Raw genomic sequence first — 24,523 nt, forward strand, 5'->3', positions numbered from 1 at the left:
GGCGGCCCCGTCCCGGAGCGGGTCGGGCCCACGCCCCGCGCGGCCTGGCCGGTCAGGCCCAGGAGGCCAGGACCAACGCGCGTTCGGCGGCGGCCAGGTGGACCGCCGAGGCGAGCCAGGCGCGGGCGTAGCCGTCGGCCGAGGCGTCCGTGAGGCGGCCGAAGGCGTCGCGGGGCCGTCGGTCCGCCTCGGCGGTGAGGGCCGTCGCCAAGTGGGCGGCCCCGCCGAGTCCCGCGCGCCGCAGGGGTACGAGGAGGGCGGCGTCCGTGCCGCGACCGGCCTCGGCGAGGGCGCGGCGCCCACCCGCGACACCGGTCTCGAGCAGCCGGCGCACCCGCCACAGCGGCGCGTCCGCCAGCGCGTCGGGGCCGGCCGTCACCGGTCCGCGCGGGGCGGCTTCCGGCGCCTCGCGCGGGAAGTGGCTGCCCTGGAGCCGGTCGTACCCCAGGTCGGCCCGGCCGAGCCACTCCTCCGGCAGCCTCAGCGTGTACGGGGCTCCCGGCACCGGACCGACCGCCAGCGGCCGGAGGGTGGCGGCCCGGTCCGGATCGGGACGTCCGAGGATCCGCAGGGCGAGCCCCGGATGACCGGAGATCCTGCGCAGGTTGGCCGCGTGCGGCAGCTCCGGGTGGGGGTGGGCCGGGCGCAGCCGCAGGAGCGGCCCCTCGCCGGTGACACGGGCCACGAGGTACTCCCCCGCCGCACCGACCACCTCGACGTCGCAGCCGAGCAGTCCGGGGTCGCGATCCCCGTCCTTCTGGGCGAGGCCGTCCAGCGCGGTGACCACCGCGTCGTGGACCGGGCGGCCGAACAGCGCCGCCACGGGCTCCTCCGACCAGTCCACCCCCCGCAGCGGCGTCGCGCTCACGCCCCGGCCCGCACCGAGCCGCCCGTCCGGGGAGACGGTCGCGCCCACGATCCGCAGGCCCCCGCGGGCGAGCCCCGCGTGGTCGAGGACCGCCCCGCCGAGCGCCACCGACGCCGTGCCGGCGCCCCTGGCCCGGGCCGGACCACCCGGCCGCACGTCGGACACCGTGTAGCGGGAGCCGTCCTGGCCCATGACATGGGTGACCACGCCCCCGTACCCCGTGGCGGACAGCACGGGCTCCCGGCACAGGCCGAACACCCGCAGGCTGCCCCCTTGGCCGTACACCCGCCGGGTCGAACCGACCGCCCCGGGACCGGCCACCCCCGAGGCCGACAGGGCCGCGTCCGCCAGCAACTCCCGGAAGGCAGAGGCGAGGTCGCCCAGGCGCTGCCCCTCCCCCCGCTGCCGCGCGGCCCGCAGCCCCCGGACGACCCGCAGCGCGGCCGCCTCGGCACGGGGCAGCCCGGCCAGCCGTGCGGTGTGCGCCGCCCGCAGCAGCTCCGCCTGCACCACCGCCCCACCGGCCGTCACCCCCGCGGACAGTGCCTCCGCCGCCGCCTCCCACAGCGCGGTCGCGGCCCGGACCTGGACCGCGGTGAGGGCGGTCGGCGCGTTCTCCCCGGCCACGGCAGGACGCACGCCGGCCGCCGCGGAAGCGCCCGTCGTACGCGCCGGAGCGCCGCCGCCGGGCACCGGCCCGCCCTCCGCGCCCGGCGTGCCACCGTTCCCGGTGGCCGGCTCCAGGTCGGCTTCGGCGGCCCGGTCCAGGGCGGCATCGGCCGCCGGCACCAGGTCGTCGCCCGCGGCCGGTGCCGGGTCCTCCTCGGTGGACGACTCCCGGGCAGCGCCCTCCGCTGCTCCCCCGGGCGGCTCCGCCTCCGCGATCGGCGCCGCGCCGAGCACTGCGGCCCTGTGGAGGCAGCGGGGGGCCAGCAGGCAGGTGCAGACGGCCTGTTCGGCGTGGGTGACCGCGCCCGACGGGGCGGGGCGCAGAGTGACCACCGCGTCCTCGCCGAAGGGAACGGTGACGCGGCCGTCGGCGGAGGCGGTGGCGTGCTCGGCGCAGGCCGCGATCGCGGCGTCGAGCTTCTTGCGCAGGCGTGCGCTGAGCTGCTCGACGGCTTCGGCGAGGACGTCGGGGGCGACGGGCGGGAGGTCTTCGGGACTCAACGGGCATCTCCACGGAGGCGGTCGCCCACCCAGCGGGCGAGGGCGAGGGGGCTGAGGGCGGCCACGGGCATGCCGGCGGCGACGAGCCGGCGTGCCACCGGCACCGAATAGCGCGGCGCCCCTTCGTCGTCGAGGGCGGCGCAGCCGAGGAGGTGCGCGCCGGACGAGGCCAGCGCCCTTACCTCGCCGAGGAGTCCGGCGAGCGGTGCGCCCTCCTCGAAGTCGCTGACCACGACGACGAGGGTGCGGCTCGGGACGGTGATCAGCGACCGGGCGTGGGCGAGTCCCGCCGCGATGTGCGTGCCGCCGCCGACCCGGACCTCCAGGAGCAGGGAGAGGGGGTCCTCGACACGGTCGGTGAGGTCCACCACCTGTGTGGAGAACGCCAGGAAGTGCGTGGAGAGGGTCGGGACACCGCCCAGGACGGCGGCGGTCAGCGCCGACCAGATCACCGAGGCCTCCATCGAGCCGGAGACGTCGACCACCAGGATCAGCCGCCAGTCCGCCTCCTTGCTCGCCCGCGTGCTGAACACCGGCCGTTCCGGGACGACCACGACACGGCCGTCGTCCGTCCGCCGGCTGTGCACGAGGTTCGCGCGCAGGGTCCGGGCGAGGTCGAGACGACCACCCGGGCGGCGCGCGGGACGGGGGGTGGCCAGCCCGGAGAGCGCCGGGCGCAGCCGGGTGGCCAGCTCGCGGGCGAGCTCGTCGACGAGCCGCTTCACCAGCGGCCGCAGCCGGGCGAGCCGGGCCTCGGGCAGGCCGCCGGCCAGGGACAGCACCGAGCGCAGCAGCTCCACCGAGGGGCGTACCGCCGCCGGGTCCAGCTGCGCGAGCACGTCGGACCGCCCGGCGTCGGCCGCCTCGGCGAGGACCTCCTCGCGCACCTCCGCCCCGAAGAGCGCTTCCAGCTCCTCGGACCACTCCCGCGCCGTGGGGAAGGACGCGTCCTGTCCCCCGCCCTGCCCGGATCCGCCGCCGTCCGCGTCGCCGGCGCCCTCACCGCGCCCGCTGCCGTACAGCTCGTCCAGCGCCCTGGCGTACCGGCGCGCGTCTCCGGTCAGCCGGTCGTTGTGCCGGCCGAGGAGCAGCCGCCACCGGTCGGCGGGACCGAGCCGCCGGTCGGTCGGATCCGCGGTGTCCGTCGTCGCCGGGGCCGTCGGATCCGCCTCCGTCGGTACGGCCGCGCCCGTCATCGCCGTGGCACCGGGAGTCGCACCCTCAGGGGCCGTCCCCGTCGGTCCGGCGTCGGGCGACTCCTCCGGGACGGCGTCCGCCGCGGAGGCCTCGCGTGCCGGGGTGTCGGGCGCTCCGAAGGCGTCCGGGCCGGTCAGGGCCAGGGTCTTCAGAGCGGCGAGCCCGGCGGCGTCCGCCGCTGTCCAGAGGGCGAGCAGCTCGGGTGGCACGTCGAGGGAGAGGTCGGGGCGGTCGCCGAGCCGGTCCGTGACGGTGCCGAGGAGCCGGTCGCGGGCGGCCGGGGCGAGCGCGTCGAATCCTCCCCGAAGGGCGGGGAGCCGGTCGAGGAACTCCTGGTCGGCCAGGCCGTCGACGCGGTCGAGGAGGGGCGTGAGCGCGTCCGGGGAGGCCTGGAGCAGCGGGCCGGCGGCGGTGAGGAGGCCCGCGAGGCGCTTCGTCAGGGCCCGTCGGGCTTCGGGGGTGGTCGCCCCGTCGATCCAGCCGGCCGTGCGTTCGCCGAGCCCGGCCGCCGGGTCCAGGTCGAGCATGACGCGTACGGCCAGGGCGGCGCCCTGCATCAGGGGGGAGGCCTGGGAGGCGAGTTCGGCGAGGGCCCGGTCCAGCCGGAGGCCCAGCCGGCGGGCGGCCGTCCGGTCCGCGAGGGCCACCAGCGCCCCGGCGTCCGCGGCGGTGTCGCTGCCGGCCAGGCCGGGCAGCGACCGTACGGCGGCGTCGAGCAGCTCACCGCCGAGTGCGCCGGCGAAGGCGCGGGCGTCCTCCGTGGTGCCGGGGTGGTGGCCGCGCCGGATGCCCTCCAGAAGGTCGAGGGCCGTGAGGAGTTCGGGCAGGTCCGCGGTGTCGGGCAGGACGGCGGAGGCCTCGCGCAGCCGCGCGTCGACCAGTTCGGGCAGGTCGCAGCGGGCGGCGGCGGCCAGCCCCGCCAGGATCCCGGCCGGGGTGGGGCCGCCGTCGGCCGCCTCGCGGCGCGCGGTCTCGGCGAGAGTGCCGGCGGCCGCCTGCGCGGCGGTGACTCCGCGCACGCCGGCGAGGTCGAGCCGCGCCGGTACGGACGGGGTCCACGCCAGCCGCCACTTGGTGCCGAGCGCGGTGCCGTCGCCGGTGCCGGCCACCGCGACGGGCTCCCCGTACGAGGCGCCGACGACCAGCAGGCGCTGCAGCAGCACCTCGCGGCGGCCGTCCAGCGCGGAACGCAGCGGGTCGAGCCTGACCTCCCTGGCCTCGGGCTCGTCCGGGCGCGGCAGCCGCAGCGCGGTGAGCTCCTCCTCGACGGACGGGCCCAGTCCCGAGCGCGGCGCGTGCGGGCTGATCCGTCCGCGCGCGGTGCCGACGAACACGACCTCCAGGGCACGGGCCAACGCCCGCCCTCTGCCGAGGGGTTCGCCCTGCCCCATCACCGTGGTCACGGCCTCGAGCAGCTCCCCCCGCCCGGGCGCGGGCAGCCCCCGCAACGCCGCCAGGTCGCACGCCAGCCGCAGCGTCTCGGCCGCCTCACCGGTGCCGGCCGTGTGCCCCGCTCGCCGCAGCTCCCTGCACAGCCCGGTCACCGCGGCGGCGGCCGCCTCCCGGATCCTCTCCGGATCACCCGCCGCCGCCAGCACGGCCTGCTGCCACAGCGGGTCCCGGATTCCGGCGGGGTACCCGGACCGCGAGTCGAGCAGGTCGTAGGAGTAGGGGACGAAGGACGTGACCGCAGCCTCCGGAGCGGCCGCGGCGCCACGCCCCCGCCGAGCCGCACCGGGGCCGGGCGCGGCGGGGCGGTCCGTGGCGGGGCGGTCCGTGGCGGGGCCGGGCGCGGCGGAGGTGCCCGGGCCCGAAGCACCCGTGGCGGAGCCAGGTGTGGTCGGTTCGTCCGCTGCCGAACCGCCCGCGGCCGAACCGCTCGTGGCCGGGCGGTCCGTAGCGGGCACGTCCGTCCCCGACGTCGTGTCGGACAGCCCGTCGGGTGACGCGTCCGCACCCGCCGTCGCGGGCTCCGTCCCGGGGGCCGGGTCCGCAGCCGTGAGCAGGGCGGGTGCGTGGAAGGCGCCGATCACGGCGGCGACCCGGCGGCCGCCGACGGCGGCTTCGGCCAGGACCTGTCGCATGCGGGCCTCGCGGGCGAGGTCGGTGGCCGGTACGGCGGCGTCGGCGCGCAGGGCCCAGCCGACGCCCAGGGCGGCGCGGCGCACGGCCTCCGGGGAGCAGCCGGGGGCCAGGACCTCGACGGCGCGGTCCCACAGGTCGTCGCCGTCGCGGCCGGTGCCGGCGGCGGCGAGCGCGTCGGCGAAGGAGCGGCGTGCCCGACCGGCGTCGGCGAAGGTGTCGCGGGCGTCCGCCGGGGCGTCGGCGCCGTCGTCGGCCTCCTCGTCGGGGCCGGTGCCGGGGAGGGACCATCCGGGGTCGGTCAGGGGGAGGTCGCAGCAGACGACCTCCGCCCCGTGGGCCCGGGCCCAGCGCACCGCGGCGAGCTCCGGGGAGAAGTCGGCGAAGGGGTAGAAGGAGAGGCGTCCGCCGTCGCCCGCGCCGGCCAGGGCGACGGGGGTGACGGTCTCGGGGTCGGCCAGGTGCCCGAGCCAGGGTTGGAAGTCGGCCGGGAGTTCCACGCACACCACTTGGGCGCGCGCTTCGTCGAGGAGTGCGGGCACGACCGCGGCGAGCGCGGGGCTGTGGTGCCGTACGCCGAGCAGGTACGGCGCGCGCGACGCGGCGAGCGCCTCGACGGCCGACCGGGGGTCGAGGGTCGTCACCGCAGGCTCCCGCGCAGGTCCCAGAGCCGGCGCCACATCGCGGAGCCGTTCTCGGCGCGGCGGCGGACGGGGCCGTCCCAGTAGCCGAGGAGCCGGGCGTGATCGGCCGGGTCGTCCTTGCGGACGACGCCGAGGAGGTGGCCGGGCAGCAGGTCGAGGACGTCCCCGCCGGGCAGGTACGCGGCCGCGACCCCCAGCGACGCCGCCACCTGGACCGCCTCGGCCGTGGACATGACCGTGCCGGGCCGCTCGACGTCCCAGCCCTCGGTGGAGCGGCCGGAGCGCAGGTCGCGGAAGACGGTGACGAGGGCGTCCAGGACGGCGTCGTCGACCCCGAAGGCCGCGCCCGCCCGCTGCACGGCGGCGACGGCCTGGCGGCGGATCAGGACGGCCTCCGCGTCGGCGTCGGCGATCGGGTCCACCGTCTCGAAGTTGAACCGGCGCTTCAGCGCGGCGGACATCTCCGAGACGCCCCGGTCCCGGAGGTTGGCGGTGGCGATGACGGTGAAGCCGGGTACCGCGCCGACCACCGCGTCCTCGGTCGCGGTCAGTTCGGGCACGGTGATCCGGCGGTCGGACAGGATGGAGACCAGGGCGTCCTGCACCTCGGGCAGGCAGCGGGTGATCTCCTCCACCCGGACCACACGGCCGGTCCGCATGGCGGCCAGCACCGGCGAGTCGACCAGGGCCTGCGGGGTGGGCCCCTGGGCGAGCAGCAGGGCGTAGTTCCAGCCGTACCGGAACGCGTCCTCCGTGGTGCCCGCCGTGCCCTGCACGGTCAGCGCGCTGGTCCCGCTGACGGCTGCCGCGAGCAGCTCCGACAGCATCGACTTGGCGGTGCCGGGCTCTCCGGTGAGCAGCAGTCCGCGCTCTCCGGCCAGGGTGACCACGCACCGCTCCACCAGCGCGCGCTCTCCGACGAACTTCGGCGCGATCTCCAGCTTCGACGGCAGACCCGCCCGCTTCCCGGGCAGGGCCAGTTCCACCCCGTCGCTGCCGCAGACGAACGTGACCACCGCGCGCGGCGTCAGCGCCCAGCCGGGCGGGCGCGGGCCCGGGTCCTGCGCGGCCAGGAAGGCGAGCTCGGCGGCGTGACGCTCCTCGGCAGGCTGGACCTGCCGGGCGGGCACGGACTGTTCGGTGACGGACATGCGGGGTTTCCTCCAGGATGAGGCACGGGTCGGGGTGTGCGGGGACGGGGTGTGCGGGGACGGGGTGTGCGGGGACGGGGTGTGCGGGGACAGTGCCGGTACGCGTACCGGCGTGGACGACTACGGGTGCACGGGTGAGGCCGCGCGAGCGCGGGGCGAGCGGCAGGCGGATGGTTCCTGGCGCTGCCCGAGCGGGGCGGCCGCGCGAGCGCGGGGCGAGCCGGCGCCGGGGCTTTCGGGGCCGGCGCAGGGCCCGCAGGACCGGCGCGGCGCGCCCGCCTTCGGGGTTGCCGCGACGGACCGCGCCGGGCCGCAGCGGGCTGCGAAGGCTGCCCGTCGGCGGCCCGTCGCAGCCCGCGGCGGCCGGCTGTCAGCGGCGGCGTCTGGTGCGCCGGACCTTCAGCTCCTCGAAGCGCGGGACGTCTCCGTCGAGGATCCGCTGCCAGGCGCGGGCGAAGAGTTCCGTGACCGGTTCGGTGGGCAGGAGTGCGCCGAGGACCGGACGGGTGCCGGACACCGTCCCGTACATGGGCAGCTTCCACTGTTCGACCGGAAGGACCGGCGCGGACTGCTCCGCCCAGGCGCCGGGGAGGAACAGCGAGCGTCCGGCCCGGGCCCGTACGGCCGTCACCACGAGCTCGCCGGCGGCGAGTTCGGCGCGGGCCGCCTTGAGGCGGGCCGGCTTCCATCCGGTCCAGCGCGCGGTGTTGCGGTCGGTGGGGTCGGGCAGGGCGAGGAGCATCAGGTAGAGCGCGGCCGCGTCGGCTCCCAGGCCGTGGGACCGGGAGACCTCCTGCACGAGCTCGGGGACCGAGCGCGAGGGGTCCTGCGGCCACCAGGTGCCGTCCTGGCCGGGCTCGCCGGCCGCGGGCGCGCCGGGGTCGGCGAGGAGCCGTGCGAACGCCGGGTCGTGGGCGCGCCGCAGGGCCGACTCGACGGCGCCGGGCAGCTGGTCCGGGCCGCGCAGGGCCGCCAGGTAGGGGTCCGAACCGGTGGAGTCGAGGAGGGCGGGCCGCAGCGCCGGCTGGGGCTGCTCGTCGTGTGTGGCCATGAGCACCGCGCCGTACCGCTCGTGGTCCGGTGCGGTCTCCGTCGGGGTTCCGGCGACCTTGCGGAAGTCCGGGAGGGAGACGAAGTGGCCCACGGTGAGCAGCAGTTCGGGCGAGGCGAGGCGTTGACGCACGGCGTCGAGCGCCCCGGGAAGCCTCGCTCGCAGGGGGTCGCCGGCGGGCAGCCGGTAGGCCAGCCAGGCCGTCAGGCTCATCGCGCCCGTGAGCACGGACGCGTTGAAGGGGTCCTCGGCGGGGGCGACGGTCGTCGGCCGGTCGCGCTCGATGTGCCAGGCCACGTCGGCGCCGAGTTCCGGTGACGACTCCGGGTCGAGGAGCGCGGGCAGGGCCTTGTGGACGGGCCAGCCGCTGCGGGCGGCTCGGGCGGCCTCCGCGGCGAGCCAGTCGGGCACCGGGACGCGTCGTCCGACGCGTGCGTTCCACTCGGCCGCGGCCGACGTCACGTCGGGTCCTTCGGTCCAGAGCCGGGCCGGGTCGCCGGGCAGGAGTGCGGCCACGACGGCCCGGCGCGTCTCGACGGGGAGTGCGCGCAGTTGGTCGCGGGCCTGCGCCGCCTCGGCCACCTTCAGGCCGAGGGTCTTGCGGAGCTCGGCGGGCAGGAAGTTGTTCTCCCACCTGTCGGTGCCGGGCATGCCCACGAGGACGAGGCGGGCCAGCGCGCCGGAGGAGCCGGTGAGCCGGCTGAACTCGTCGGCCGCCGCCGGCAGGAAGGGTGCCTCCGCACGGGTGGTCGCCTCCCGCAGGAAGGCCGTCAGCCAGTCGGTGCCGCGGGTGCGGTCGCCGACCGGCGCGGCGCCGCGCACGGTGTAGGGGCCGGGCACGTCGAAGCGTCCGCTGGGGTCGTGGAGCAGCGCCCCGAACTCGCGCCCGCCGTCGACGTCCGCGTGGTGTTCGGTCATCCCGAGCGCCGCCCCGCCGCCCAGCGGAAGGACGCAGCGGTGCCAGGAGCCGCGCGGGAGGCCGTCGGGGGTGTGCAGGTGCGGGGTGCCGAGGTGGACCAGGACGCGGCGCCAGTGGCCGGCCGAGCCCGTCGCCGAGGCCAGTCCCAGGGCGTCGACCTGTCCGAGGAGGCCGAGCAGCGCGGTCCGGTGCTCGTCACCGCTGCCGGGTGCGACGGCCCGGTAGGCGAGGGCGGCCGGTTCGTCGAGGAGGGCGGCGAAGGGCAGGGCGGAGTACGGCAGCGACGGCAGGTCGAAGTGCAGGCGGCCCGGCTTCGCCGTGGCGGCGGTGTCGGCGCGTGCCGCCGCGAGCTCGGCGAGGAAGCGGTGGGCCACGTCCTCGTCGGCGCCCGCCCGGTAGTAGCCGGTGCCCGCGAGGCCGTTCAGCGCCTCGGCGAGGAGCCGGTCGGCCGGACCCTGGACGCGGGTCTCGGCGGGTTCGGCGGTCGGGTCGAGGCGCGCGGCGACGGCGTCCAGCGCCTTCTGCTGGCGCAGCGCGAAGCGGAGCACCCGCACCACGCCCGCGACGAGTTCGGGCGCGGTGACCGCCGGCAGCGCGGCGCCGACCAGGGCCGGCAGGTCCGCCTCGCGCTCCGCGAGGGCGGCCGCCTTCAGCAGGGTGCCGGCCGTCTCGGCGTCGGCGGCGCGGAGCGCGGCGGAGCCTTCCGCGTCGCGGGCGCGGAGCGCGTACAGGTGGGAGAGCGGGGGCAGGGTCGTGCTCGCGGTGCCGTACAGCTCGTTCCGGTCGCCGTCGCTCGTCGTCGTGACGACGCCGTCCGGGTCGATGAGGGACAGCTTCCGCCACTGCTGGGTGAGGGCCCTCGGCCTGTCGTCGCCGGGGAACGTCAGGGCGGCGAGCGGCATGTCGGAGCCCTCGGGCAGGGTGACGGCGCGCCCGGTGGTGTCCTCGCCGTGCCAGCCGTTGCCGGGGAGGCGTACGACGCGCCAGCCGAGCAGTCCGTCCGCGGGGGCTCCCAGGGCCGAGCCCTGGACCGCCGGTGCGGGCCTGAGCCACGAGGAACGCGCGTTCAGCTCGGCGCCGGTGGCGTGCTGGCGGAGCGCGTCGGCGAGGAAGCCGGGCTGGGAGCGCCGGCCGTGGGCGCCCTCGGCGGGGTCGTACTCGGTCCAGCCGCCCTCGTCGTGCCGCTCGCCCGCCTCCCACACCCAGTACGAGGTGCCGTCGGACAGCAGGGGGCGTTCCTTCGGCAGCCTGGTGTCGCCGCGGTGCAGGACGCCGCCGCCGGTGGCGCGGCCGCCGCCGGGCAGTGGCAGGGTCGGGCCCGGCGTGCGCAGGGACCAGTAGTCGACGTCGCCGGTCAGGGTGAACACCGTGTCGGGCGCGGTGTGCCAGTAGGCCTGGAGTTCGGCGCCGCGGCCGTAGTCGCTCCAGAAGACGAGCAGGGCGCCGTCCACGTAGTGGAAGCCGTACCGGTGGGAGCGCCCGGTGGGCACGCGCAGGTCGTGGGTGAGCACGGTGGTGTCGGCGTCGATGACCCGCACCTGGGTCGTACTGGCCACGATCAGGTGGGGCCAGGCCTCGACGACGGTGAGGCCTTCGCGGTGGTCGCGGGTCGGGGTGAGTTCCCTGAGTGCCTCTTCCCAGGCCGGCCAGCGGAGTTCCTCCCAGAGGCCGCCGCGCAGGGTGCGTGCCAGGGTCTCGCCGAGGTCGGCGGCGGCCGCGGCCGCGACCTCCTCGGGCGCGAGCGCGAGGGCTTCGGCGGGGAGCCACGACAGGCGCTCGATCGCCTGCGGCAGTCCGGGCAGCCCCGCGGCCACCGAGCCGCGGGCGACCTCGCGCATCCATTCGGCGAGCATGGGGCGACCGCCGGTGGCGCCGGCGAGCCGGAGCATCACGTCCGAGCCGGTGGACGCGCCGTTGTAGGCGTACGCGGCGCGCTTGAAGGCGGGGTGGAAGCGCGGGTCGGCGGCGAGGGCGGCGAGGTCCCGGGGCTGTTCGCCGCGTGCCCAGTCCGACAGGTTCAGGGAGTCGCCGCGCCGGTTCGGGGTGTCCTGGCGCGGGTCGGCGACCGGAAGGTCGAGGGACAGGAGCAGGTCGAGGAGGTTCGCGTCCTCGACGCCGATCCGCAGGGACGTCTCGCCGTCGGGCCGGGCCGTCAGGTCGGCGCGCAGCCGCTCGGCGGCCCGGTTCACCAGGTCGAGGAGGGCGGGCGGCGTGGGGCGGGGGCCCCAGCCCTTGTGCCGGGCGGCGTGGAAGCGCTCCAGCCAGCCCGCCGTGCCGTCGGGGCAGCGCTCCGCGGGCGGTGCGTCCGCGTCGGTGAGGCCCGCGTCCGCTCCGGATTCCGCCAGGATGCCGAGCCACAGGTCGCTCAGTTCGCCGTCGTCGCCGGGCGGCGTCATCGACAGGAGCGTGCCGCGCACCTCGGGGACGCGGCGGGCCAGTGCGACCAGTGCGGCGCGGTGCGCCTTCCACCAGCCGCTCGCCGCACGCAGGGTGGCGGGCAGCGGCAGGAGTTCGGCGAGGTACTCCTGTTCCGCCTCGTTGCCGGAGAGGCCGGCGGCGCGGGCCAGGCGCCTCAGTTCGACGGCGGCCTGGGCGGACGGGGCGAGGCCGCCGGCGGTCCGCCGCACGCACAGGCGCCGGAAGCGCTCGTACGCCTCGGCGGGGGTGAGCCGGGCCGCGAGCTCCTTGCCGTAGCCGGCGAGGACCTTCACCGGGAGTGCCCCGGCGAGGGCGAACTCGAGGAAGACGGCGTCGAGCCGGTCCTCGTCGACCGGGAGGCCGTGCTGGGCCTCGCTGGTGCGGGCGCGGCCGAACAGCTGGCCGGCGTAGGTGGGGTTCTCGACGCCGAGGAAGACCCGCGCGGACTGCTCGTAGAAGACGGGCAGGAAGTGCGGCACGGCCGAGGCGAGCCGCCCGGCCAGTTCGTGGCAGGCGTCGAGGGCGGCCTTGGGCTTGGTCTTCGCCTGCCGGGCCAGCCGGTCCAGTTCGGGCACGACCGCCAGCGCGTGGTGCCCGTCCTCCGGATGGTGCACGAGCACCCATTCCGGGAAGCCCAGCTCCTTGCGCCGGCCGAGGCCCACCACGGCCGGTTCCCCCTGGGGTTCGAGTCCGAGGAAGCCGGCGGCGAGGTCCTCGGCGGGGCCGAGCTCGTCGGCGGTCAGCCGGACGACGACCCGGTCCTCCCCGAGCACCGGGTGGCGGTAGGTCCGCGCGGTCATGGCGACGGCCGAGGCGCCGGCGCCTTCGGCGTCGGCCGGGAGCACCGCTCCGGCCTTGAGCAGCTCCGTGTTGTCGGCAGCGGTCGTGCTGGTCACGCGTTCCCACCCTCTTCGATCGTGCGGCCGGCGTACAGCGCCGCGGCCATGCGCATCCCCTCGGACCAGGCCACCGGCCCGACCTCGGTCAGCCGCACCGCGCGGCCGTTCTCGTCGTGCCAGGTCAGCCCGCCGGTCTCCGACTCGCCGTCCCAGTACGGTTCACCGATCCACACCGACGCCTCCGTGCTCCGGCCGCCGTCGCGCACCTTGCACGTGGCGTAGCCGCCGGAGACCCGGTAGCCGAGGCTTGTGGCGCGGGCCGCGAGGCCGAAGCGGGAGGCGAACTTGCCGCCCGCGTAGTCCCGTACCTCCGTCGCGCTCTCCTTGCGCCCGGTGCCGGGCCGCTCCCAGGTGGCGCGGTGGATCTGCTCCACGCGCTGGGTGATGCCGAGCTCGGCGGCGAAGTCCCGTACGTCGTCGAGGTCGGGCAGGAGCACCGGGTGCGGGAGGGTGACGGTGCGCGGGGAGAGCCGTACGGTCTCGCCGTCGAGGTCGACGACCTTGAGCTCGCCGTCGGCGGTGACGTCCCGCAGGAAGCCGACCTCGTCCGGGTCGTCGCCGACCACGGCCATGTCGCGCAGCGCGGACTGCCACGCCTCGTCCGGCCACACCCGGGCGATCAGCTCGGTGGGCACCGGGAGCGAGGACACCATCCAGGTGTCCACCTGGGCCACGCACGCGGCCGCGTGCCGGTCCAGCCACTCGGCGAGCCGGCGCAGCCGGTCGACCTCGGGCTCGTCCCGCAGCGCCTTCGGCAGGGTCTTCAGCTGCCGTCCTCCGGCGCGCCGTGCCACCACGCGCCCGTCCTCAAGGGTGATCTCGTACCCCTCACCCGCTGTCAGCCACGCCATCGGCCGTGCCCCTCCGCCTGTCCCGTCGGTTTCCGCGCAGCTCGAACCACGGGGTCCAGGCCCCGGAGCTGCGGTATGCGGGGAGACTATCCAGGGCCACTGACAACGCCCGCGGGGCCGTCGCCGTGGTGCGGCGACGGCCCCGCGTTCGGGCGGTGAGCGGGCGTCAGGAGGTGCGTCGCAGGGCGGCGGACGGAAGGTCAGGCCGCCGGGACCGCCCGCTGGATGGCGGTGATGACGCGGTCGAGGGCGTCCTTGCTGTGCGGGTCGGTGAGGTTGGCCCAGAGTTTGAACATGAAGCGTTGCAGTACGGGCCGGCTGAGGCTCCTGGTGGCGACGAGCTTCATGATCCGCGGCTGGTTGAGGGCGTGGACGACGAGGCGTCCCACGGTGAAGTAGCGGCCGTAGGCGGCGCGGACGGCTTCGGGATAGCCCTGCAGTGCCTCCTCGCGGGCGGCGGCGGTGGGTCGTCCGAGGGCGCGGGAGACGGTGTCGGCGGCGAGGCGGCCGGACTCCATCGCGTAGTCGATGCCCTCGCCGCTGAGCGGGTTGATCATTCCTCCGGCGTCCCCGGTCAGGAGCAGGCCTCGGGTGTACTGGGGCCGCCGGTTGAAGCCGGCGGGCAGGGGGGCGCCGCGCAGCGGGCCGGTGGCGTGGTCGTCGTCGAACAAGCGGGCCGGGGACAGGCGCGCGGTCCACTCCCTGAAGAGCTGCCGGTGGTCGACGTCGGGCTTGCGTCCGACGTGGAAGGTGCCGAGGCCGACGTTGAAGGTGCCGCCGCCGACGGGGAAGACCCATCCGTAGCCGAAGGGCATGTAGGTGCGGCCGCGCGCGTCGCGGGTCTCGAGGTCGAGCCAGGCCTCCAGGTGGTCCTGGTCGCGGCTCGGCACGGTGTAGTAGCGGCGCACTGCCACGCCCATCGGCCGGTCAGCGCGCTGGTGCAGGCCGAGGGCGACGGCCAGCCGGCTCGACGCTCCGTCGGCGGCGACCACCAGCGGCGCGCGGTGGGTCCGGGTCTCCCCGTCGCGCACCGCGGTCACCCCGCAGACGTGCCCGGTGGCCGGGTCGATGACCGGACCGGTGACCTTGGTCCCCTCCAGGAGCCGTGCGCCGGCCGCCACGGCCTTGCGGGCGAGCAGTTCGTCGAGGTCCATCCGGCTGCGTACGAGACCGAAGTCGGGGAAGGACGCCACGCTGGGCCAGGGCATCTCCACGGTGGTGCCGGAGGCGTGGGCCCGCAGGCCCCGCGTCCTGACCCAGCCGTCCCCTCCGATGTCCACGCCCATGCCGACGAGTTCCTTCACGGCGCGCGGGGTGAGGCCGTCGCCGCAGATCTTGTCCCGTGGGAAGGTCGCCTTCTCGATCAGCAGGACGTCGTGCCCCGCCAACGCCAGGCGGTACGCGGCGGCGCAGCCGGCGGGTCCTGCGCCGACGACGATGACGTCCGCCGAGTCGCGGTGGGGAGACAGGTCCATGGGATCTTCCTCTGCTGCGGCCTGTGTGGGCTGTGGGGAACGGCTCCCCATCCGTACCCGCGTACGACGGCTTTGATCACGCGTCACGGGAGGCATCTCCGTGGCGGCCGGGACACGTCAGCCTTCGACGCCGGTGGCGTCGTGCGGGGCGCCGACGGGCTCGGACTCCGGTGAACCGCGCCGGCGCAGGTAGGCGGAGAGGACGGCCATCGTCGCCGGATACGCTGCTCGCGTTCGCTCTCCGCCCCCGCCTTGTGCGGTTCCTTGGCCTGCGAGGAACCGCGCTGGAGCAGGTGGACGGTGCATCAGTCCGATCGCCGAGGCCTCCCACCACGGTCACCACGCACGCCACGAACAGGGCTCTCACCTCATGCCCCCTTCAGGACGCGGCGGTACGGCTCGTCGCCCGGTTCGGGCACGCATCCGGCGGCGGTGACCCGCCACCCGTCGTCGAACTGCGACAGGAACAGGGTCTCGTCGCGGAACCTGAGCAGTGCCTGTCTGCCGTACACGTCCACGCTCCGCACGGCGCCGCCCCTCGGCGGCTCCTGTGACGGCGGCGTCTCCTCGCACGGCTTCTTCTCGTCCTCTTCGAGCCGCTCTCGGCTCCCGGGAGCGAGGAGTCCGCACGCCGCGCGGAAGTCGCCGGCCGCGAGAGCCGCCTCGAACGTCCGGCCCGCGGTGCCCGCCCCGTCCTGGCGGGCCTGCGGCGCGCCGCACGCGGACAGGACGATCGCGGCCGTCGCCGCTCCGAGCGGCAGGGGGACTCTCACGCGTCCAGCGTGCCCCTCCGCGCGGCCGCGGCACGGGCCGCGAGGCCGAATCGCCCCGCTCCCCACCCGTTCGGGTCACGCGGCGACGTGCGCGCGCCGGTGGCCCACGGGACCATGGAGGCAGAGAAAGAGGTGTCGCCATGAGTGAGTCCGAGCTCTGGGACCACCGTCCGGGCAGCGGCTACCCGCAGGGTCTCGACCTCATCGGCTACGAGGTCGAGGCCGTCGACGGCTCCATCGGCAAGATCGACAAGCACTCCGCGGACGTCGGCTCCTCCTACCTCGTCGTCGACACCGGCCCCTGGATCTTCGGCCGGCGCGTCCTCCTCCCGGCCGGGACCATCACCCGCGTCGACACCTCCGAGGAGAAGGTCTACGTCGACCGCACCAAGGACCGGATCAAGGACGCCCCCGCCTTCGACGAGGCCAAGTACGCCGCGGAGCCCACCTACCTCGAACAGTTCGCCCGCTATTACGGCCAGCCCCACATGTGACCACGCGCCGCCCGGTCCATGGGGCGCCCGTCGGGTGGCCCCGTCGTCGGGGCGGCGGGGAGGTCCGTCCGGCCGCGCTCAGCGGCCGTCGTCCGGGCCCGTGCGGACGACGGCCTGGTCGCCGTGGGGGCCGAAGAGGTGGAGGATCTCGACGGGGTCGGGGCCAGCGGGCCCGAACCAGTGGGGTTCGGTGGTGTCGAACTCGGCCACTTCGCCCGGCCGGAGGGTGACCTCGCGTTCGCCGAGGATGAGGCGGAGCTCGCCGGCGAGCACGTAGAGCCATTCGTAGCCGGAGTGGGTGACGAGGCGGGGTTCGCGGTACGCGAGGACCTGTTTGAAGACCTGTACCCGGCCGGGGTACTGCGTCAGGGGCACGAGGACGCTGCCGCGCGCGCGGCTGCGCGGTGTGAGGTGGACGCGCGGGTCGCCGGTGGCCGGGGCCGCCACGAGCTGGTCGAGGGCGACGCGGTGCGCCCTGGCGAGCGGGATCAGCAGGTCGAGCGTCGGCCGCCGGAGGCCGGACTCCAGGCGTGACAGGGTGCTCACGGAGATCCCGGTGTCGGCCGCGAGGGTTTCGAGGGTGAGGCCGCGGTCGCGGCGCAGGGCGCGCAGGCGGGGCCCGATGCCGTCGATGAGCGCGGCGAGTTCGCTGTCCATGCGGCCATTTTGCGGTCTTCGCAAAGTTCCTGGTCCCGGGGTCTCCCCCGGCCCGAGCCTGGACGGCGTCCGATCCCCGCCCAGGGGATCCGTCGAAGGGGGAACGCCCGTGCTCACGACGTCCTTGCCCACTCCACCCGCCCCGCTGAGCGTGCGCGGGCGCTGGACGGTCCTGGCGGTCTGCGCGCTCAGCATGTTCCTGGTGGGGGTGGACACCACCATCGTCAACGTGGGGCTGCCCGAGATCGGGCGGGGCCTCGGCGCCGGCACCCGCGGTCTCGAGTGGGTCGTGGACGCCTACACCGTGGTGATGGCCAGCCTGCTCATCGTCTCCGGCGCCCTCGCGGACCGCTTCGGGCGCCGCCGGGTCTTCCGGTGCGGGCTGGTCGTCTTCGGCCTGGCCTCCCTCGCGTGCGCCCTGGCGCCGTCCCTGGGCGTGCTCGTCGCCGCCCGGGCCGTCCAGGGCGTCGGGGCCTCGATGCTGAGCCCCGTCGCGCTGGCGATCGTGGTGAACGCGTTGCCCGATCCACGGGAGCGGGCCCGGGCGATCGGCGTGTGGGCCTCGGTCTTCGGGCTCAGCATGGCGGCGGGTCCGGTCACCGGCGGGGCGCTGATCGCCGCGTTCGGCTGGCGTTCGGTGTTCTGGATCAACGCGCCGGTGGTCGTCGCCGCCCTCGTCCTGGTCGCCGTGTTCGTGCCGGAGTCGCGCGGAGGGCGCGCCCGCCGCCTCGACCTTCCCGGCCAGGTGCTCCTGACCGCGGTTCTCTGCCTCTCCGTCGGGCTCCTCATCGAGGGCCCCCGCGTCGGCTGGACGTCGCCCGCGGCGCTCGTCGGCTACGCGCTGACCGCGGCGGGCACGGCCGGCTTCGTCCTGGTCGAACTGCGCCGCGACGAACCCCTGATGGACCTCGGCCTGTTCCGGCGGCCGTCGTTCGCCACGGCGGTGCTCGGCGCGACGGCGGTGTTCGTCGCGCTGAACACGACCCTGCTGCTCAACACCCTCTACCTCCAGCACACCCGCGGCTGGACACCGCTCGCGACCGGCGCCGCGACCCTGCCGATGGCGCTCGGCGCCACGCTGTGCGCGCCCTGGTCCGGCAGCCTCGTGGGCCGCCTGGGTCCCCGGCGGCCGCTCGTCCTGGCCGGCGGGTTCATCGCGGCGGGCGGCCTGTGCCTGGTGGGCCTCGACCGGGACACGAGCGTGCCGCTGATCCTGTTCGCCCTCCTGGCGATCGGCATCGGATTCGGATTCGCCAACGCTCCTCTGACCAACACCGCGGTCAGCGGTCTCCCGCCGTCGCGGTCCGGGGTGGCGGGCGCGATCACCTCCACCGCCCGCCAGGTCGGCGCCGCGGTCGGCATCGCCGTCGCCGGCGGCCTCCTCGCGGACACCCTCCCCGCCGGCCTCGCCGCCGCGACCCGTCCGGGGTGGCTGCTCGTGGCGGCCTGCGGCCTCTTCCTGCTCGTCGTGGCGCGCGCCGCGGGCCCCGGCCCGGTGGCGAAGACCGGCGGGTGACGACCCGGGCCCGGGTCAGGGCGTGGCGGTGCGGCGCGCGTACACCTCGATCTCGATCTTCATCCGGGGGTCGGCGAGTCCGCACACGAGCATGGTGGCGGCCGGCCGGACCTCGCCGAAGGCACGGCGCAGGACCGGCCAGCAGGGCTCGAAGTCGTCCCGGTCGGGCAGCAGGTAGCGCACGCGCACGACGTCGGCGAAGGTGCACCCGGCCTCGGCCAGGGCTGCTTCGATGTTGCGCAGGACCTGCTCGGCCTGCTCGACCACGTCGTCGGAGATCGTCATGGCGGCGTAGTCGAACCCGGTGGTGCCGGACACGTGCACCCGGTCGCCGTCCACCACGGCGCGGGCGTACCCGATCTGCTCCTCGAACGTCGAGCCGCTGAGGATGGAGCGTCGCTCTGTCATGCGCCGAACGCTAGGTGCCCGTCAGGCATACGTCTAATACTTCCGTGGGCGCCGTGTGATATCTCTGGGCGTATGGAGCGCCCCGAACTTCCCCTCGCGCAGCTGCACGCGTTCGTCGTCCTCGCCGAGGAGCTCCACTTCGGCCACGCCGCCGCCCGCCTGGGGATCGCCCAGCCGCCGCTGAGCCAGCAGATCCGGCGCCTGGAGGACAAGGTCGGCCATCCGCTGTTCAGCCGCGATCCGGGGCGGGTCGCCCTCACCCCGGCGGGACGGGAACTGCTCCCGGCCGCCCGGCACGCCCTCACCGGGCTCGCGGACGGTCTGGCGGCGGCCCGCGAGGCCGGCAGCGGCAGGGCCGGCCGACTGCGGATCGGTTTCGCCGCGTCGCTCGCCCTGACCGTACTGCCCGGCCTGCTGCGGGACTTCCGGGAGCGGTTTCCCGCCGTGCGGCTGGACATCCACGAGATGACCACCACTCCGCAGCTGGCGGCGCTGCGCGACCGGACCGTCGACGTCGGCCTGCTGCGCGAGCCGCCCACCGACGACGCGGAGCTCGCCTTCGAGACCGTGCTGACCGAGCCGTTCGTGGCGGTCCTGCCGTCCGGACACCCGCTCGCGGCCCGACGGACTGTCGGGGTGGGGCAGTTGGCGGATTCCCCGTTCATCCTGCTGCCCCGCGCCGTCGGTCCCCGGTTGTACGACCGGATCACCGGGCTGTGCACCACGGCGGGCTTCACCCCCCGGGTGGTGCAGCACGCCGTCGAATGGCAGACGGTCTGCGCCCTGGTGGAGGCCGGCCTCGGCGTGTCGCTCGCCCCGGAGAGCATCCGCCGCATCCGGCTCGAAGGCGTCGCGTTCCGCGGGATCGGGCCGGGTTCCCCTCGCACGAGCGTCGCCGCCGCCTGGCGCGCGAACGACCCGAATCCGCTGGTCGCCCGCCTTCTGGCGACGCTCGGTCAACGGCCGTCGGGGACGCCGTAGTCGACGCCTCGGGGGTCGGAAGGTCGCCCGGCCGGGCGGGCTCGCCCTGGCTCGTGCGCTGTGGTCGACGCCGCGGGACGGCAGGCCGCTCAGCCGGCGGGGGCCCGCCACGGCTCGAACCAGGGGTTCGGCCACTGTTCGGCGGCCGCGAGGAGGGGGAACAGGGTGGCGCCGTCGATGGACTCGCGGATGATGTCGGCGTGACCGCCGTGCCGGGCGGTCTCCTCGATGAGGTGGAGCAGTACCCAGCGGACCGACCAGGCCGGCACGTCGGCGGGGAACCAGGGCAGCCCCTGCGGGACGGGCACGGCCTGACCGAGGTCGGCTATGCCGGCGATGACCGCGTCCGTCTCGCGGGCCGCGGCCTCGTACTGGTCCAGTACGTCCGCCAGGGTCTCCTCCGGGGTGAGACGGAACTCCGCCGAGTCGCTCTCGTCCGCCGTCCGCTGCGGGCCGCGCTGCCGCTGGAGGATCAGGTCGGTCCAGCCCGCCTCGCAGCGGGCGGCGTGCTTGATGAGGCCCCCGATGCTCAGTTCGCCGGCCGTGGGCGTCCGCCTGGCCTGATCGTCCGTCAGGCCGTGGGCGGTGACGCGCAGGGCCTGACGCTGCTGGGCGAGGTAGGCGAGGAGGCCGTCGCGCTCGTCGGCGACCGGCGGTACGTGTGCGGGCATGGGACGACCCTCTCGCCCGGGCGGAGCGACGGTCAACCCTTTCCTGCAATTTCTTTCAGCATCTTTCGCAAGTCAGGTCGGGGGCCGTCGCGCTCCGCGGTGCGGCGGACCCGTGGAACTCAGACGTCGAGTTCGACGTCGGTGAGCGGGTAGGCGACACACGCGTGGGTGTAGCCGAACCTCACCTGCCTGCTGGCCTGCTCGTGGCGGCGCCTGGTGCTCTCGGCGCCCCACCTGGAGCCGGGCACAGTGGACTGGAAGGCGTACACGTTCTGCGTGCTGGATCAGCTGCACCGGATGCTGCGCAGCAAGCAGGTGTTCGCGAAGACCTCCTCGAAGTGGGGCGACCCGCGGGCGAAGCTGCTGGACGGCGAGGCGTGGGAGCAGGCCCGACCGACCGTGCCGGCCTCGCTCGGACTGCCCGGGGAGGCGGGCGAGCACCTGGCGGCGCGGGCCGCGCTGCTGGACGGCACATACCGGAAGGTCGCCGGGCGGCTGCCGGACAACACGCAGATCGCCTTCGACGACGGCCGACTGCACTTCGCCGCGCTGGAGCCGGAGCCCGAACCGGCCTCCCTACTGGACCTACGGGCGGCGGTGAACGCGACGCCGCCCCGGGTGGATCTGTCCGAGGTGCCGCTGGAGGTGTTCCCCTGGACCGGCGCCGACCAGGCGTTCACCTCGGTCACCGGCGCCGGACCCCGCCTGAGGGACCCGCACGTCACGATCGCCGCGCTCCTGGTCGCGCACGGCCGCAACGTCGGCTACACCCCCGTGATCGGCGGGGTGGACGCGCTGAAGTACGGGCGGCTGTCCCACGTCGACCAGACCTATCCGCGACTCGCGACCTACCGGGCCGCGAACGCCACGTTGATCGAGCACCAGGAGTCCATCGACCTCGCGAGCGCGTGCGGCGGCGGCCTCGTCGCCTCGGTCGACGGGATGCGGTTCGTCGTTCCGGTCCCCTCGGTGTACGCGCGACCGAACCCGAAGTACTTCGGGCGCCGAGGCGGGGCAACTTGGCTCAACATGATCAACGACCAAGCTGCCGGGCTGGGCAGGAAGGTCGTGGCCGGCACCCCGCGCGACTCCCTGTACGTGCCGGACGTCCTCCACGACCGCGACGGCGGCCGCCGCCCGGAGATGATCGTCACTGACACCGCGAGCTACTCCGGCATCGTGTTCGGTCTGCTCACGCTCGCCGGGTTCGCGTACGCCCCGCAGCTCGCCGACCTGCCGGACCAGAAGATGTGGCGCATCGACCGCGCCGCCGACTACGGCGCCTCCAGAACGCGGCACGCGGCCGGGTCGACCTCGCCAGGATCGAGCGGCACTGGGAGGACATCCTGAGGATCATCGGCTCCATCCACACCGGAGCCGTCCGCGCGTACGACGTGATCCGGATGCTCTCCCGCGACGGGCGCCCGACCCCGCTCGGCGACGCGATCGCCCACTGCGGGCGGATCGCGAAGACCCTGCACATCCTGCGCCTGGCCGACGAGCCCGGCTACCGAAGGCAGATCAAGGTGCAGGCCGACCTCCAGGAAGACCGCCACGCGCTCGCCCGGAAGATCTTCCACGGCCGCGCCGGTCAGCTCCACCAGCGCTACCAGGACGGGATGGAAGACCAGATCGGCGCCCTCGGACTCGTCCTCAACGCCCTGGTCCTCTTCAACACCCGGTACATGGACGCCGCCGTCACCCAGCTTCCCTCCGATGGTCACGACGTCCGCGACGAGGATGTCGTCCGCCTCTCCCGTTCGTCCGGCACCACGTCAACATGCTCGGCCGGTACTCCTTCCAGCTCCCAGACCTGCCCGGCGGCCTGCGGCCCCTGCGGGACAAACAACCGCCGACGACGAGTAGGGCGGGCAGCCGTCGGGCCACGGTACAGCTGGGAATCCCACCTGCACCCGGGAATCCCACCCGAAGACCTTACGCTCAAGGGGTTGAAGGTATCCGGGCGGTTCCGACAGGACGCCGATAGATGGCAGGGCAAGGCACCCTGGGTATCCACCTATTGGGGGCAGGTTTGATTCACATCGCTCTCAGCAAGATTCAGTATGTCGACCCGGAGGTAGACCAGCTGGGCCGTGATCACGTCGGCTGGGACGAGAAAATGGGCGACGAAGCGCTCTTCCGCGCCAACCGGGGCTGCTGGGTCCTCGGTGAGCGGGCGGAGAAGGAACAGTACGCGCTGCTCTCCTACGACCGGGAAGTGCGCATGGCCATCGAGATCGACAGGCTGGTTCCAGTAGCCGGAGGCCGCAAGGCGATCGAGGGCAGGTTCCTCAAGGCCGGCGACGCGGTCTACGACGCCTACGTGAACAAGAAGACCCCCGCAGAGCCGGCCCGGAACCCGGTCACCTACTTCGACTCGCTGCACGACACCCGCCTGTGCGGGTGCGGCTGCGGCGAACCGGTCGCCGGCGGCTGGTTCCTGGCCGGCCACGACCAGAAGGCACTGCACGCCCGGGTCGCCAAGATCGGAACCGTCCGCGAGTTCCTTCACTGGTTCGACAACACCTACGTCGAGCCGACGGCCGAGTAACAGCTGAGCACACTCACCGCGTACCCCGGAATCGCCTGAGGCCCGTGTGACGGGCCTCAGGCGATTCCTCTGCACCAGCACAACAAGCACAAGGACCGCCATCGGCCGGCTCGGCCCCACTCTCGTATAGCTCCGGCGAGCAGACACGCAGCATCGAGTGACGGTCGAGGCTGGATTCAGCGCGAGGGCCAACGGTGCAGTGACTGACGGTAGCGATCGCGCCCGCCTGTATGCTCCGCCTGCCGCAGAGCAGAACCCAAGAAGGGCCTTCCATGAACAGACCGGCAGGAGCAACACTCTTCGGTCTCACCGCTGTTCTGATATCGACGTCCGCTTGCACCAGCAGCAGCGTCGAGAGGAACGGCTCGTCCACATCCCACGCACCTCGCCAGGTCCGGGGCGAGATCGAGACATCCCTCCACAAGGGGTTGTACGGCGATACCCAGGGGGCATCGTGTGGCGATTCCCCGGGGTACTCCTGGGTTGCCGTCGGTCAGCCGGTCAAGGTGAGCGACGAACAGGGCAAGACCCTTGGTGTCGGGCGGATCGAGAATGGCTACATCAGGGGCGGATACTGCATCCTCAAGTTTCAGGTGCGGGTTCCCGCAGGGCCCCAGTTCTACAACTTGACCATCGCGAGCTTTCCCACGATGCCCTACCAGGCCGACGAGCTCGACACCGCGCTCAACTTCTCTGACTACGGTGGTTCATTGACCCCTGTCCAGGGCTAGCAGCGGTCAGCGTGGGCTGAGCCGCCCCGGGCCAGCTCAGCGCGCAGTGCCTGCCGGGGCGAGCAGACTGGTGAGCTCGGCGATCGCTTCCGGGGACGGCTTGAAGCAGCGGCGGACGTTCTCCGGCTTCTTGTGCCTCGACTTCGCCATCAGCATCAGCAAGGAGGCGCCCTGCTCACCGAGGTGGGTCAGGGAGGAGTGGCGGTACTCGTGCAGATCCCAGCCTGTCCCGGGTCCGCGTACGGCCGTGTGCTCGTCGAGCAGGGCCCGGGCCTGCCCGTACGACAGCCGGGCGAAACCGGTGTCCGGGCAGACGTCGCGTGGGCTGACGACCTTGCCGGGCCCCGGGCGGCGGTGGGTGACGAACACCGGTCCGCGGGTGCGGCCCCTCAGCAGGCGGGGCAGGAGCCGGGCGGTGCCGGCGTCCCGGTACACGATCTCCAGCACGTAGTCCTCGCGGGCCTGGCCCCGGCGGCGGGTCTTGGTCCGGGCGCCCTTCGCCTAGACCGGGCAGAGGCGCCCGGCGAAGTCCAGATCCTCGATGTTCACGCCCAGGATCTCCTCCGCCCGACCCGAGGTCTCGAAGAACATCCGCCACAGCGTCTTCTCCCTCAGGTGGACCTCGCGGCGGGCGATCAGCCGGTCGACGGCCATCTTCGAGCGGGCCGGGGTCTCGGAGTCCGGTACCGCCAGCCGCTTCGCCCAGGCCGGGACGTCGGACCCTCGTACCCGCGCTCGGAGCACCAGCCCGTCCAGGACAGCACGGCGCCGCGTCGGGCGTTCCAGGTGTTCACCGCCGAGCGGCCCCACAGCAGCTTCAGCGCCTCGCCGATCTCGGCGTCCTCCACCGAGGCCAGCGGCCGGCCCTCACCGAGTCGCTCGGCGGTCTTCCCCACGGCGATGCCGTAGTTCCGGACGGTGTTCGGGTTGCCGAGCGAGTCGAGGAACAGGTCGGCCGCAGTCCGGACGGTCACTGCCTTTCCGATCGGCAGCTGAAGGAGTGTGGGCACTGAATC

General features: G+C 74.9%; 16 protein-coding genes and 3 pseudogenes. 6 read left to right on the forward strand and 13 right to left on the reverse strand.

Annotated features, from left to right (window positions below; translation table 11 throughout):
• Positions 1–52: 52 nt before the first annotated feature.
• The 8 genes and pseudogenes from OO54_RS05035 to OO54_RS05065 form a co-directional block, all read right to left on the reverse strand.
• A complete protein-coding gene (locus tag OO54_RS05035) occupies positions 53–2,038 on the reverse strand; it encodes an SWIM zinc finger family protein (RefSeq protein ID WP_033201643.1) in 1,986 nt (661 codons plus the stop codon).
• A complete protein-coding gene (locus OO54_RS05040; RefSeq protein WP_033201644.1) occupies positions 2,035–5,961 on the reverse strand; it encodes a DUF5682 family protein in 3,927 nt (1,308 codons plus the stop codon). Before OO54_RS05040 ends, OO54_RS05035 begins: the two co-directional genes overlap by 4 nt.
• Positions 5,958–7,112: an ATP-binding protein gene (locus OO54_RS05045; RefSeq protein WP_033201645.1), complete on the reverse strand. Its 1,155-nt coding sequence runs from the start codon at positions 7,110–7,112 to the stop codon at positions 5,958–5,960. The genes OO54_RS05040 and OO54_RS05045 overlap by 4 nt, the downstream gene beginning before the upstream one ends.
• 370 nt (positions 7,113–7,482) lie before the next feature.
• Positions 7,483–12,396 carry a DNA-binding protein gene (locus OO54_RS05050; protein ID WP_033201646.1) on the reverse strand — a complete coding sequence of 1,638 codons (4,914 nt, stop codon included), beginning with the start codon at positions 12,394–12,396 and terminating at the stop codon, positions 7,483–7,485.
• Complete coding sequence (locus OO54_RS05055) at positions 12,393–13,250, reverse strand: DUF4132 domain-containing protein (RefSeq protein ID WP_033201647.1); 858 nt, start codon at positions 13,248–13,250, stop codon at positions 12,393–12,395. Before OO54_RS05055 ends, OO54_RS05050 begins: the two co-directional genes overlap by 4 nt.
• Before the next feature lie 200 nt (positions 13,251–13,450).
• Positions 13,451–14,725 carry a geranylgeranyl reductase family protein gene (locus tag OO54_RS05060; protein WP_033201648.1) on the reverse strand — a complete coding sequence of 425 codons (1,275 nt, stop codon included), beginning with the start codon at positions 14,723–14,725 and terminating at the stop codon, positions 13,451–13,453.
• Between the two features lie 117 nt (positions 14,726–14,842).
• Positions 14,843–14,941 (reverse strand): annotated as a pseudogene (locus tag OO54_RS48510) (DUF6766 family protein); the annotation flags it as partial.
• A 152-nt stretch (positions 14,942–15,093) separates the two neighbouring features.
• Positions 15,094–15,498, reverse strand: a complete 405-nt coding sequence (locus OO54_RS05065; protein ID WP_033201649.1) for a hypothetical protein — start codon at positions 15,496–15,498, stop codon at positions 15,094–15,096.
• A 140-nt stretch (positions 15,499–15,638) separates the two neighbouring features.
• Here OO54_RS05065 and OO54_RS05070 point away from each other — a divergent pair, with 140 nt between their 5' ends.
• On the forward strand, positions 15,639–15,992 hold the full coding sequence (locus tag OO54_RS05070; protein WP_033201650.1) for a PRC-barrel domain-containing protein: 354 nt from the start codon (positions 15,639–15,641) through the stop codon (positions 15,990–15,992).
• Between the two features lie 78 nt (positions 15,993–16,070).
• Here the strand turns inward: OO54_RS05070 and OO54_RS05075 are convergent, their stop codons facing one another.
• Positions 16,071–16,649 (reverse strand): helix-turn-helix domain-containing protein, encoded by a 579-nt coding sequence (locus OO54_RS05075; RefSeq protein WP_033201651.1) that lies wholly within the window; start codon positions 16,647–16,649, stop codon positions 16,071–16,073.
• A 109-nt stretch (positions 16,650–16,758) separates the two neighbouring features.
• Between OO54_RS05075 and OO54_RS05080 the strand changes: the two genes are divergently transcribed.
• A complete protein-coding gene (locus OO54_RS05080) occupies positions 16,759–18,165 on the forward strand; it encodes an MFS transporter (RefSeq protein WP_051786715.1) in 1,407 nt (468 codons plus the stop codon).
• A gap of 15 nt (positions 18,166–18,180) precedes the next feature.
• Here OO54_RS05080 and OO54_RS05085 read toward each other — a convergent pair whose 3' ends face one another.
• Positions 18,181–18,573, reverse strand: a complete 393-nt coding sequence (locus tag OO54_RS05085; RefSeq protein WP_033201652.1) for a RidA family protein — start codon at positions 18,571–18,573, stop codon at positions 18,181–18,183.
• 72 nt (positions 18,574–18,645) lie between these two features.
• Between OO54_RS05085 and OO54_RS05090 the strand changes: the two genes are divergently transcribed.
• Positions 18,646–19,554: a LysR family transcriptional regulator gene (locus OO54_RS05090; RefSeq protein WP_033201653.1), complete on the forward strand. Its 909-nt coding sequence runs from the start codon at positions 18,646–18,648 to the stop codon at positions 19,552–19,554.
• Positions 19,555–19,643: 89 nt separating this feature from the next.
• Here the strand turns inward: OO54_RS05090 and OO54_RS05095 are convergent, their stop codons facing one another.
• Both OO54_RS05095 and OO54_RS48705 read right to left on the reverse strand, forming a co-directional pair.
• A complete protein-coding gene (locus OO54_RS05095) occupies positions 19,644–20,225 on the reverse strand; it encodes a DinB family protein (RefSeq protein WP_033201654.1) in 582 nt (193 codons plus the stop codon).
• Positions 20,226–20,344: 119 nt separating this feature from the next.
• Positions 20,345–20,494 (reverse strand): hypothetical protein, encoded by a 150-nt coding sequence (locus tag OO54_RS48705; RefSeq protein ID WP_234439653.1) that lies wholly within the window; start codon positions 20,492–20,494, stop codon positions 20,345–20,347.
• 28 nt (positions 20,495–20,522) lie between these two features.
• Between OO54_RS48705 and OO54_RS48515 the strand changes: the two are divergent.
• The 3 genes and pseudogenes from OO54_RS48515 to OO54_RS05110 all read left to right on the forward strand — a co-directional run bounded on the left by OO54_RS48515 (position 20,523) and on the right by OO54_RS05110 (position 23,507).
• A pseudogene (locus tag OO54_RS48515) lies at positions 20,523–22,261 on the forward strand (transposase).
• A gap of 83 nt (positions 22,262–22,344) precedes the next feature.
• A complete protein-coding gene (locus tag OO54_RS05105) occupies positions 22,345–22,776 on the forward strand; it encodes a hypothetical protein (protein ID WP_051786716.1) in 432 nt (143 codons plus the stop codon).
• Between the two features lie 272 nt (positions 22,777–23,048).
• Positions 23,049–23,507: a hypothetical protein gene (locus tag OO54_RS05110; RefSeq protein WP_157856429.1), complete on the forward strand. Its 459-nt coding sequence runs from the start codon at positions 23,049–23,051 to the stop codon at positions 23,505–23,507.
• A gap of 36 nt (positions 23,508–23,543) precedes the next feature.
• On the opposite strand, the pseudogene OO54_RS48270 reads toward OO54_RS05110, so the two are convergent.
• A pseudogene (locus OO54_RS48270) lies at positions 23,544–24,517 on the reverse strand (site-specific integrase).
• Between the last annotated feature and the right edge of the window lie 6 nt (positions 24,518–24,523).

It is taken from the genome of Streptomyces wedmorensis (assembly GCF_000716445.1).
Classification (GTDB): domain Bacteria; phylum Actinomycetota; class Actinomycetes; order Streptomycetales; family Streptomycetaceae; genus Streptomyces; species Streptomyces wedmorensis.

Bases quoted from the DNA above. Each gene is read 5' to 3' on its own strand.
- OO54_RS05090 (WP_033201653.1), top strand. From the start codon at position 18,646: ATGGAGCGCCCCGAACTTCCCCTCGCGCAGCTGCACGCGTTCGTCGTC.
- OO54_RS05105 (WP_051786716.1), top strand. From the start codon at position 22,345: ATGGGCGACGAAGCGCTCTTCCGCGCCAACCGGGGCTGCTGGGTCCTC.
- OO54_RS05095 (WP_033201654.1), bottom strand. From the start codon at position 20,225: ATGCCCGCACACGTACCGCCGGTCGCCGACGAGCGCGACGGCCTCCTC.
- OO54_RS05110 (WP_157856429.1), top strand. From the start codon at position 23,049: ATGAACAGACCGGCAGGAGCAACACTCTTCGGTCTCACCGCTGTTCTG.
- OO54_RS05075 (WP_033201651.1), bottom strand. From the start codon at position 16,649: ATGGACAGCGAACTCGCCGCGCTCATCGACGGCATCGGGCCCCGCCTG.
- OO54_RS05085 (WP_033201652.1), bottom strand. From the start codon at position 18,573: ATGACAGAGCGACGCTCCATCCTCAGCGGCTCGACGTTCGAGGAGCAG.
- OO54_RS05045 (WP_033201645.1), bottom strand. From the start codon at position 7,112: ATGTCCGTCACCGAACAGTCCGTGCCCGCCCGGCAGGTCCAGCCTGCC.
- OO54_RS05055 (WP_033201647.1), bottom strand. From the start codon at position 13,250: ATGGCGTGGCTGACAGCGGGTGAGGGGTACGAGATCACCCTTGAGGAC.
- OO54_RS05060 (WP_033201648.1), bottom strand. From the start codon at position 14,725: ATGGACCTGTCTCCCCACCGCGACTCGGCGGACGTCATCGTCGTCGGC.
- OO54_RS05070 (WP_033201650.1), top strand. From the start codon at position 15,639: ATGAGTGAGTCCGAGCTCTGGGACCACCGTCCGGGCAGCGGCTACCCG.